General features: G+C 65.0%; 11 protein-coding genes. 6 read left to right on the top strand and 5 right to left on the bottom strand.

Annotated elements, in window-relative coordinates; translation table 11 throughout:
- Positions 1-63: 63 nt before the first annotated feature.
- Positions 64-1,602: an acid phosphatase gene (locus tag BLS48_RS20795; RefSeq protein ID WP_091581389.1), complete on the top strand. Its 1,539-nt coding sequence runs from the start codon at positions 64-66 to the stop codon at positions 1,600-1,602.
- Between the two features lie 30 nt (positions 1,603-1,632).
- On the opposite strand, the gene BLS48_RS20790 is transcribed toward BLS48_RS20795, so the two are convergent.
- The gene (locus BLS48_RS20790) at positions 1,633-2,229 is read right to left on the bottom strand and encodes a DUF922 domain-containing Zn-dependent protease (protein WP_091581386.1); all 597 of its coding nucleotides are present in this window, start codon (positions 2,227-2,229) and stop codon (positions 1,633-1,635) included.
- Positions 2,230-2,343: 114 nt separating this feature from the next.
- Here BLS48_RS20790 and BLS48_RS20785 point away from each other — a divergent pair, with 114 nt between their 5' ends.
- A complete protein-coding gene (locus BLS48_RS20785) occupies positions 2,344-2,841 on the top strand; it encodes a hypothetical protein (protein ID WP_244529724.1) in 498 nt (165 codons plus the stop codon).
- Between the two features lie 46 nt (positions 2,842-2,887).
- Here the strand turns inward: BLS48_RS20785 and BLS48_RS20780 are convergent, their stop codons facing one another.
- From BLS48_RS20780 to BLS48_RS20770, 3 genes are all read right to left on the bottom strand, one after another.
- On the bottom strand, positions 2,888-3,088 hold the full coding sequence (locus BLS48_RS20780; protein ID WP_091581383.1) for a YjiS-like domain-containing protein: 201 nt from the start codon (positions 3,086-3,088) through the stop codon (positions 2,888-2,890).
- A gap of 62 nt (positions 3,089-3,150) precedes the next feature.
- Positions 3,151-3,687: a hypothetical protein gene (locus BLS48_RS20775; RefSeq protein ID WP_091581381.1), complete on the bottom strand. Its 537-nt coding sequence runs from the start codon at positions 3,685-3,687 to the stop codon at positions 3,151-3,153.
- A 90-nt stretch (positions 3,688-3,777) separates the two neighbouring features.
- The gene (locus BLS48_RS20770; protein ID WP_091581378.1) at positions 3,778-4,053 is read right to left on the bottom strand and encodes a DUF4242 domain-containing protein; all 276 of its coding nucleotides are present in this window, start codon (positions 4,051-4,053) and stop codon (positions 3,778-3,780) included.
- Positions 4,054-4,200: 147 nt separating this feature from the next.
- On the opposite strand from BLS48_RS20770, the gene BLS48_RS20765 reads away from it, so the two are divergent.
- The 3 genes from BLS48_RS20765 (at position 4,201) to BLS48_RS20755 (ending at position 8,112) form a co-directional block, all read left to right on the top strand.
- Positions 4,201-5,922, top strand: a complete 1,722-nt coding sequence (locus tag BLS48_RS20765; RefSeq protein ID WP_091581376.1) for an AfsR/SARP family transcriptional regulator — start codon at positions 4,201-4,203, stop codon at positions 5,920-5,922.
- Positions 5,923-6,108: 186 nt separating this feature from the next.
- The gene (locus BLS48_RS20760; protein WP_167365177.1) at positions 6,109-7,308 is read left to right on the top strand and encodes an aminotransferase-like domain-containing protein; all 1,200 of its coding nucleotides are present in this window, start codon (positions 6,109-6,111) and stop codon (positions 7,306-7,308) included.
- 114 nt (positions 7,309-7,422) lie between these two features.
- Positions 7,423-8,112 (top strand): GDSL-type esterase/lipase family protein, encoded by a 690-nt coding sequence (locus tag BLS48_RS20755; protein ID WP_091581370.1) that lies wholly within the window; start codon positions 7,423-7,425, stop codon positions 8,110-8,112.
- A gap of 47 nt (positions 8,113-8,159) precedes the next feature.
- Here the strand turns inward: BLS48_RS20755 and BLS48_RS20750 are convergent, their stop codons facing one another.
- Positions 8,160-8,414, bottom strand: a complete 255-nt coding sequence (locus BLS48_RS20750) for a hypothetical protein (RefSeq protein WP_091581367.1) — start codon at positions 8,412-8,414, stop codon at positions 8,160-8,162.
- 374 nt (positions 8,415-8,788) lie between these two features.
- On the opposite strand from BLS48_RS20750, the gene BLS48_RS20745 reads away from it, so the two are divergent.
- Positions 8,789-9,217, top strand: a complete 429-nt coding sequence (locus tag BLS48_RS20745) for a VOC family protein (RefSeq protein WP_091581365.1) — start codon at positions 8,789-8,791, stop codon at positions 9,215-9,217.
- The last annotated feature ends 13 nt before the right edge of the window (positions 9,218-9,230 follow it).

The raw sequence follows: 9,230 nt of genomic DNA, 5'->3' as shown, positions 1-9,230 counted from the left end.
CATGGCTCGTCGAGCGACCATGCATTGCCCCTCCAGCCATCCCCCAAGCCACGAGGCAACCCAATGACGACGTTGAAGTTCCTTACCTCGCTATGCCTCGCCGGTACGGCGCTGGCCTCCGTTCCGGTCGTCGCTTCCGCGGCACCCCCCAACTACGACAAGATCGACACCGTCGTCGTCATTTATGCCGAGAATCGCAGCTTCGATAATCTCTATGGCGGCTTTCCCGGCGCCAACGGCCTGGCCAATCTCTCGGCCGACCAGGTGCGCCAGCTCGACCGCGACGGCAAGCCGCTCGCCGAACTGCCGCCGGCCTGGGGCGGCCTGACCGCCAAGGGGGTGACGCCGCCGGTGACCGAGGAGCAGTCGGCGCACCTGGCCAATGCCAGCTTCGCCATCGACGATCCCAAGGGCTTCAACGAACAGACCTCGGTGATCACGCGCGATCTCTGGCACCGTTTCTACCAGGAGCAGATGCAGATCGATGGCGGCCGCAACGACAAGTTCGTCGCCTGGGCCGATTCAGGCAGCCTGGTGATGGGCCATTATGACGGCTCCGGTTTGCCGATGTGGGCGGTGGCGAAGAAATACGTGCTGGCCGACAATTTCTTCCAGGGCGCCTTCGGCGGCTCCTTCCTCAATCATTTCATGCTCGCTTGCGCCTGTGTGCCGGTCTATCCCAATGCAGACACCAGTCCGGTGAAGGGGCAGATCGCCGTCGTCGAGGCCGATGGCACGACGCTGAAGGTCGCCGACAACTCGCCGGCCTCGGCGCTTGGCGGCGCGCCGAAGTTCGTCAATGACGGCGCCATCACGCCCGACTTCCATGCCGTCAACACCATGCAGCCGCCCTATCAGCCGAGCAGCAACAAGCCGGCCGCGGGCGGCGATCCGGCCTTGGCCGATCCGTCCGCGGCGAGCACGCTGCCGCCACAGCACGACATCACCATCGGCGACCTGCTGTCGCTGAAGGGCGTCGGCTGGGCCTGGTATGCCGGCGCCTGGCAGGCAACGCTCGACGGCAAGAACGCGACGCCGGTGCCGAACTTCCAGTTCCACCACCAGCCGTTCAACTACTTCGCGGCCTATGCGCCTGGCACCGCCGCACGGGCCGAGCATCTGCGGGATGGCGGCATGGACGGCGCTGCCTTCATCAGGGACATAGACGACGGCAAGCTGCCGGCCGTCACCTTCTACAAGCCGCAGGGCAACCTCAACGAACATGGCGGCTACGCCGATGTGGCGAGCGGCGACCAGCATCTGGCCGATGTCGTCTCGCATCTCGAGAAAAGCCCGCAATGGAGCCACATGCTGGTGGTCGTCACCTACGACGAGAATGGCGGCTTCTGGGACCATGTCGCGCCGCCGAAGGCCGACCGCTGGGGGCCGGGCAACCGCATCCCCGCCTTCATCATCTCGCCCTATGCGAAGATGGGTACCGTCGACCACACGCAATACGACACGACATCGATTCTGCGCTTCATCACGGCGCGCTACGACCTGCCGGTGCTTTCCGGCATCGTCGCCCGAGACAAGGCGCTGCGCAACAACGACCAGCCGCCGATGGGGGATCTCTCCGCCGCGCTCGACCTTAGCCGGTAGGGGCGGGCGGGTCTTTGGCACGATGTGTTTCTAGCCGCCATTCACCAGGGCGAGAATGAGCTTCTGGAGATTGCCGCCCTGGCCGAATTCGACGCGATCGAAATCGCGGCTGGCCTGCCGCTGCGCCTGCGACAGTTCGGACAGCCGCTTGGTCATCTCGACCCGGATCTTGCTGCATTTGGGATCGTCGGCAACGCTGAGGCCGACGGTCGCCGCCTCGATCTTGCGCACCATGTCGACGATGGTCTCGCCATGCACCTTCTCGTGGGCGCTGACGCCGGCGATGAAAACCTCCCAGTTCTTCTGGATGGCTGGCGGCAGCGGCGCGGATGGGCTGGGCAAGGTGTAGGTGATGATGAGCTTCGGCCTCGCCGACACCAGCACGCAGGCTTCGGCTCGTGCCTGATAATCCCTGGTCCAGGTCAGCTTGAAATTGGTGTGGGCGATGGCACGGACAACGCCGAGCTTGGGGCCGTTCTCGCCGATCGATTGATAGAGTTCCGGCCCGGACTGGCCTGATATGGCGTAGGTCTCGACCTTTTCGGCCGGCTTCCACTCGGCACGGGCGACGAGCGGCAAGGCCAGCACGGCGGCCAGCGACAGGCATAGACGAACACAGGCGCTCAACACTGCTCTCCGCGAAATCAGGACCGGACGGCATTGCCGCAACAGGCAATGCCACCGAATGGCTTTTCCTATAGGATGTCGACAGGTGCGGCCGCAATTGTGGAGGGGGAAGTCATGAGAGCGAAATATCTTGTCGTCGCCGGTGCGGCGGCGGCGCTGCAGGCCGCGCAGCCGGCGTTCGCCGCGTCGTGCAGCAGCTGGAGCGCCAAGATGGAGGAAGACGAGGGCGGCAAGGTGCTGACCGCTTCGGTCTGCGGCGGGCCGAAAGGCGATGCGCATCTGATGCTGACCTGTTTCGACACGCCGGTGCTGAGCTACGACCTCGGTGCCAGCGGCCAGCAACTGGAGCCCGGCATCAGCGGCTCGTTCGACTTCAAGGCCGACGGCAAGACGGTGACGAAAACGCTGCAGCTGGAGGCCATGTACAACTATTTCACGGTGGACCTGGCCCGGGCCGATCCGCTGCTCGACCTGCTGCGTTCGAAGGGCGCGGTGAGCGTCAGCGCCGCCAAATACGGCCAGGGCAGCTTTCCGCTGAAGGGCTCGAGCGCGGCAATCGGCAAGGTGCTGGCGCAGTGCGGCAAGGCCAAGCCTGCCGGTGACGGGGATTGATTGGCGGGCCTTTGCAGCGCCGCCAACGCCTCGTGTGACGCGGCATCTACCGCCTCGTCTCGCCATGCGCCGCGACATGGTGGATATCGGACCGGCTGATGCCGATATCCTTGAGCATGAAGTCCGGCATCGCCTCCAGGAGACGCCGGTCGCGACGGTGGCGCCAGCGGCGCAGCAGGCGCGCCAGCAAGATTGAGGCAAAACGCCATTGGCGGGCGCGCCTCGGGACGCTCTCGGTTTGGGTCATGGCTTCCTCGAAAATCCAACGCGAAGGGCTTGCCGGCGCGGCGCCGGCAAGCCCTGACGACCTCAGTCGCCCATCTTCATCGCGTCGCACGACACGTTCGGGTTCATGTCGGCGAAGGTGCCGGTCGGGTTCTTCTTCCAGGCCCAGACATGCAGTTCATAGAACGGGCCGAGACCATAGCGGTTGGGGGCGCTGTTGAAGTTGAACAGCTGCCCTTCCAGCGAGGCCGGGCCTTTCGACGTGATGTATTCGACCGCCACCAGCTTGAGCTTTCCGTCGGCCATCGGCTCGTACATGACGGCCTCGGGCTTGGCGAGGTCGACCGCATCGTCCTTGAGATAGCCGGCGTTGACATAGTGGATGCCCATCGCGCCGCCGGTGATGCCGCTGGCGCAAGGGATCGGTGCATAGCCCTCGGCCGTGGCCATCGCCACGTTCTCGAAGCGGCCATTGCTGGCGCGCACCTTTCGCGCCAGGATATTGGTGTCGCCGGCGTCATTGGTGTTGGCGTCATGGGCATGAACCACCGTCGCCGCGATTGCGAGGGCGGACAGGAGGAACGGGGCGGCAAGGCGCCTGCTCCAAGGCAAGAATGTCATGGTAACTCCCTAAGTCTGTCATCGCGCACCGGCTGTTCGGCCCGTGCGCTTCGATTGTGGGACAGGCGCGTGGTCCGCCCGGATGGCTGGTCAGGCTTCGGCGGTCCGCGGACCGATGAAGGCGGCGATCTCGGTCACCTTGTTGGCGGGAAAGCCGCCCTCGCGGGCATGCCGCTCGATCACGTCGGCGCTTTCGGCCTCATGAATGCAGTAGATCTTGTCGCCGGCGACATAGGAGGTGAGCCATTTGTAGGGCACGCCGAGCCCGGCCACGACCTCGTTGGACTTGGCCGAGATCTCCTTGAGCTCCTTGGCGCTCAATCTGTCGGCGCCAGCGATTTCGCGTTCGATGATGAAAGTTGGCATTGTCGGTCTCCGTTGTGATTGACGGCCCGATAAAACCGATCGACGTTGGACCCGGTGTGCCGCTCGCCAAGGAAACAGCGCGGGACTGGTCACACGCTTCGTCCCACGGCGGTGGCGCATGTCCCGTACGAGGATGGGCAAGCGCACATGGTGGGACAATTGGGTGGTACGATCAGGCTTCTTGGCGAACCCGCCATTCTCGATGCGGATGGGCGGAGCCAGCCGGTGCGTGGTCATCAGGCCTGGGCGCTGCTCGCCCGCGTGCTTCTGGCGCGCACGCCGCTCGACCGGCGCGCACTCGCGGTCGAGCTGTTTCCCGAAACCGTCGATCCGCTGGGTTCGTTGCGCTGGTGCCTGGCCTCGCTGCGCAAGGCGCTCAACACATCCGACTGTCTGAACGGTGACCCGATCGAGGGTGGCTTCGCCGATGATATCGACATCGACGTGCTGCGGCTCGACCGCGACGATTTCGATATCGAGGCCGCCGGCCCGCTGCTCGGCGCGTTGGAGCCGCGCTGCAGTCCGGAATTCGCAACCTGGCTGCTGGTGGAGCGCGCGCGCATCGCGGGCATCGTCGAAGCCCGCATCCGGCAGGAAAGCATCCGCGCCATGTCGGTCGAGGATCATGGCCGTGCCACGCGGTTGGCCGAACTTGGCGTGCGGCGCAACCCCTATGATGAAAGCGCGCATATATTGCTGGTGAAGAGCCTGGCGCTGGCCGGCCGCTACCAGGCGGCGCTCGATCATGTCGAGGCGACCGAAGCGGTGTTCATGGCCGAGCTCGGTGAAAAGCCGTCCGCCGCGTTGCGCAGTGCCGCACGCCGCACCATCTCGTCGCCGCCCAGCGGCATCTCGCGCCAGGCCTTCGTCACCTCGCTCATGCAGTCGGGCCTGGCCGCGCTTTCGGCGGGTGCCGTGGATGCCGGCATCGATTGTCTGCGCCGCGCTGTTCGCGACGCGGAGAAACACAAGGACGCGCAACTGACGGCGCGCGCCATGTTCGAACTTGGCACGGCGCTTGTGCATTCGGTCAAGGGCTATGATGACGAAGGCTCGGTGCTGCTGCGCCAGAGTACGGAACTGGCGCGCCAGGCGGGCAACGCGGCGATCGCCTCGGCGGGGTTTCGCGAACTCGGCTATGTCGAGGCGCTGGCGGGGCGGCGCCCGTCGGCCGCGACCTATCTGGCGCAGGCGCTGGAACTGGCCCTTGGGGGCGAGAATCTTGCCGGCATCCATGGCGTCATCGGTTTCAACCTGGTCGACTGGGGTCGGCTCGGCGAGGGGCTCGACCACTACGCACTGTCGCTGGAGCATGCGCGCTCGGCCGGCAACCGCCGCCGCGAGATCTGGTCGCTGGGGCTTGGCGGCTGGGGTCTGCTCGCCGCTGACCGGCTGGAGGAGGCCGATCGCTGGCTGGAAGACTGTCTGGCGCTGGTCGAGGAACAACGCTGGATGTCGTTTCGGCCCTGGCCGGTGGCGGTGCTCAGCGAAGCCCGCACGCGCCGGCAGGCGCGCCCCGATGATCTGCGCCCCAGGCTGGAGGAAGCCTTCGCGCTGAGCTGCCAGATGAACGATCCCTGCTGGGAAGGGGCCGTCGCCCGCGCGCTCGCGCTGACCTACGCGGCGGAAGGGGCGTTCGTGCCGGCCGTGGAGTGGTTGGGCGAGGCGCGCCGGCGCTGCATGCGCGACAGCGACAGCTATGCCGGGCTGCAGGTGGAGATCCTGGCGAGCCAGGTGGACGTCAATCTGAAGCTGGACCGGCCCGAGATGGCCGACGCCATCGCGCGCGAATGGCTGGCGCTGGCGGCGCGCACGCATCGCGACGCGCATGTCGCCCGCGCCGCCGCGTTTATCGCGCGGCGCGGCTGAACCTGCAGCCATCTCGGCTGCAAGATGACTTTATAGGCGCTCGCGACCTTCCGCCGGTTCCGGGCCGGCAGCGACTGGCGTATACCGGAAGTCGCTCAGGCTCTATTCAAATTGCCGGGGAGGGCTGATATAGGTCAGTCAGGTTGACCTATATCCATTTGTCGCGGGAGGCGCGCTTTGACCTTGATGAATCTGTTGGCTTCGCGCTCGTCGCGCATGAAGGCGTCCGAAATCCGCGAGCTGCTGAAGCTGCTCGACCAGCCCGACATCATTTCGTTCGCCGGCGGCATTCCCGATCCGGCGCTGTTTCCGACCGAGGAGATCCGCGATGCCTATGCTTCGGTGCTGGGCGGCGGCGAGGCGGGGGCGGCGCTGCAGTACCAGGTCTCGGAAGGCTATCTGCCGTTGCGGCGCTGGTTGGCCGGGCAGATGGGCAAGCTCGGCATCGCCTGCGACGAGGCCAACATCTTCATCACCTCCGGGTCGCAGCAGGCGCTGGATTATCTTGGCAAGCTGTTCCTGTCGCCGGGCGATACCGCATTGGTGACATGGCCGACCTATCTCGGCGCCCTGCAGGCCTTCAACGCCTACGAGCCGCGCTACGACCGGCTGCGGCCCGAAGGCGGCAACATGACGCCCGATGCCTATCGCGCGGCGGCCGCCGCGAATGGCGGCAAGGTCAAGTTCGCCTATCTGGTGCCGGATTTCGCCAACCCGACCGGCGAGACCCTGAACCGCCAGCAGCGCGAGGCGGTGCTCGACCTCGCCGGCGAACTCGACATCGCCGTCATCGAGGATGCCGCCTATCGCGCCCTGCGCTATGACGGCGAGGGCGTGCCACCGATCCTGGCGCTCGATTGCGCCCGCTCCGGTGGCATCGACAAGGCGCGCACGCTCTATTGCGGCTCGTTCTCGAAAATCCTGTCGCCTGGCATGCGCGTCGGCTGGGTGTGCGCGCCGCGCCACGTGGTCGAGAAGCTGGTGCTGATGAAGCAGGCCTCCGACCTGCACAGCCCGTCGATCAACCAGGTGGTAATGCACCGCGTGGCCGAGGCCGTGTTCGACCGCCAGGTGGAAAAACTCATCGGCGCCTATCGCGAGCGCCGCGACGGCCTGCTGGCGGCACTCGAGGCCAACATGCCGAAAGGCGTGAACTGGAGCCGCCCGGAAGGCGGCATGTTCGTCTGGGTGACGCTGCCCGAGGGGTCCGATGCCACGGCGCTTCTGGCACGGTCGGTGAAGGAGGCGCGCGTCGCCTTCGTGCCCGGCAACGCCTTCTATGCCGACGGCAGCGGGCGCAACACGCTGCGGCTGTCGTTCACGCTGGCCGACCGCCGCGCGGTGAGCGAGGGCATCCCCCGGCTGGCGGCCATCCTGAAGAGCTAAAACCCGGCCACCTTCCTTCGCCGATGCGGTCGTGAGAATGTGCTGTCACGATCCGTTGCGGGCTCCGAGGCTTGGGCCAGGATAGCCCCGAATGGTCCCGCTGGGAGGTAGACCATGACAAAAGTGCGTGCCGTTTCGCTTGCGGTCCTTGCCGCACTTTCCGCAATGTTGGGGTTAGCCGGCAATCTGGATGCCGAGGATGCACCTCCGACAATCGTCACCCTCGGCGACAGCTACATCAACAGCTATGGAGTAGCAGCCACTGAGACCTTTGCGGCCAGGCTGAAGTCTGAGCTGAACGCTGCCGGGCACCCAGTGACAATTGTAGAGGTGGGGTACATGGCGACCAGCAAACGCGGTCTCGCTTGGCTGGCGGAATCCAAGGACGGCCTTGACCTGCAGGCGAGCCCTGCAAACCACGTTGTCATCGTTGAATTGGGTCAGAACGATTGCGCGCGTATCGACCTGGATCACACGCGAGCGAACCTCGACCAGATTCTGGGTCTTCTCGCCCAGAAGCGCGTTCCAGTGCTTGTGGTTGGAACCGCGGCCTATGGCTATTGCTCGTCCAACCTTTCTGCCGGGCATGGGGCTGACTATGCAGAATCGTTTTCAAAGATGTTCTCCGAGCTAGCGACCAAGCATGGAGACCTGCTGTACGCCGACTTCAAGGAGGGCGTGACCGGGCATCCGGAGTTGTTGCAAGCGGACAACGATCACCCAAATGCAGCGGGTGATGCGATCATCGTTAGAAAGATGCTCCCCATGGTTGAGGCGCTGCTCGCGCGGGTGCAGCTGCGTTGAACACCCGTCTGATGAGCGAACGGCGTCCATGCCCGGAAGTCGGCATCCTATGCCGTCACGTTCACCATGTGGCGGAGCTTCGACAGCCTGGCGCGAGCCAGCTTTCGCAGTGATTTCTGGAACCCTTCCCCGGCGGTTTCAACGATGAAGACCAATGTCTTGAAGTCCAGCATGAACTCGTCGATCGCCGCCGTGACCTCTTGCGACCTGCCATGGAACCGGCGCAGCAGAGCGTTTGCTTCGTCGATGCTGTCGACACCGGCGCTGTCGACCAGCGCTTCGAGCCTTTGAAAACAGTCCATCGAAGTCCTCCCAGCCGCGCACAAAACCCGGTTGGCGGCGGAAGGTTCCGGCTTCGAGGGATCCCGCGAAAGAAATCGCCTCCACCGCTTGCATTCCGTGGCCGCGACGGCCCGTTGGCAATCTTTTTGTTCGGGTGGAACCTCTGCGGTCAATAAAAGGTTCTCACCATGTCTGATCCCCCGTCAGACATCTGAAAGCTCACTTTCAGCTTTCCAAAGGCCCGCTGGATCCCCCCTCCTGGCGGGCTTTTTGTTTGAAAGATGGTGCGAGGCCATGGATTAGACTTGCGGTAGCGGCTTGGCGGTTAGCAAGTTCCCGCATTGACGGCGTCCTGTCCGAACCTAAATTCGGAGCCTTGCGAGGAGGAATTTGCATGGAAACCCAGGAACTGCATCGCGGCCGTCTCATCGATCATATCCATCTGGTGGTCAGGGATCTTCCTGCCAGCCGGCGTTTCTACGAGGCGGTCTTGCGGGCGCTCGATGTTCCGATCGGTGGTGTCGGCGAGGACTATTTCTGGGCCGATGAACTGTTCGTCTCCAGTGCCGACAGCCCCGCGGCCCTGGGAAAACTCACCGGCCGCCACCATCTGGCGTTCCAGGCCAAGGACCGCGCCATGGTCGATGCCTTCTACAAGGCCGGGCTCGCCGGCGGCGGCAAGGACAATGGCGCGCCGGGCGAGCGCCCCTATCATCCCGGCTACTATGCCGCCTTCCTGCTCGACCCGGACGGCAACAACATCGAGGCCGTCCATCACGGGCCAGCCACGCGTAGCGCGGCCTCGGTGAAGATCACGTTCTGAAGCAGCCACCCGC

Source organism: Mesorhizobium qingshengii, from assembly GCF_900103325.1.
GTDB classification, from domain to species: Bacteria; Pseudomonadota; Alphaproteobacteria; order Rhizobiales; family Rhizobiaceae; genus Mesorhizobium; species Mesorhizobium qingshengii.
Note: the sequence above shows the minus strand (reverse complement) of the source record. Positions and strands in the feature narration are given on the sequence as shown.

What these genes read in the sequence shown, in the direction of transcription:
- BLS48_RS20745 (WP_091581365.1), top strand. Translation starts at nt 8,789, where the DNA reads ATGGAAACCCAGGAACTGCATCGCGGCCGTCTCATCGATCATATCCAT.
- BLS48_RS20785 (WP_244529724.1), top strand. Translation starts at nt 2,344, where the DNA reads ATGAGAGCGAAATATCTTGTCGTCGCCGGTGCGGCGGCGGCGCTGCAG.
- BLS48_RS20750 (WP_091581367.1), bottom strand. Translation starts at nt 8,414, where the DNA reads ATGGACTGTTTTCAAAGGCTCGAAGCGCTGGTCGACAGCGCCGGTGTC.
- BLS48_RS20775 (WP_091581381.1), bottom strand. Translation starts at nt 3,687, where the DNA reads ATGACATTCTTGCCTTGGAGCAGGCGCCTTGCCGCCCCGTTCCTCCTG.
- BLS48_RS20770 (WP_091581378.1), bottom strand. Translation starts at nt 4,053, where the DNA reads ATGCCAACTTTCATCATCGAACGCGAAATCGCTGGCGCCGACAGATTG.
- BLS48_RS20755 (WP_091581370.1), top strand. Translation starts at nt 7,423, where the DNA reads ATGACAAAAGTGCGTGCCGTTTCGCTTGCGGTCCTTGCCGCACTTTCC.
- BLS48_RS20760 (WP_167365177.1), top strand. Translation starts at nt 6,109, where the DNA reads ATGAATCTGTTGGCTTCGCGCTCGTCGCGCATGAAGGCGTCCGAAATC.
- BLS48_RS20765 (WP_091581376.1), top strand. Translation starts at nt 4,201, where the DNA reads ATGGTGGGACAATTGGGTGGTACGATCAGGCTTCTTGGCGAACCCGCC.
- BLS48_RS20780 (WP_091581383.1), bottom strand. Translation starts at nt 3,088, where the DNA reads ATGACCCAAACCGAGAGCGTCCCGAGGCGCGCCCGCCAATGGCGTTTT.
- BLS48_RS20795 (WP_091581389.1), top strand. Translation starts at nt 64, where the DNA reads ATGACGACGTTGAAGTTCCTTACCTCGCTATGCCTCGCCGGTACGGCG.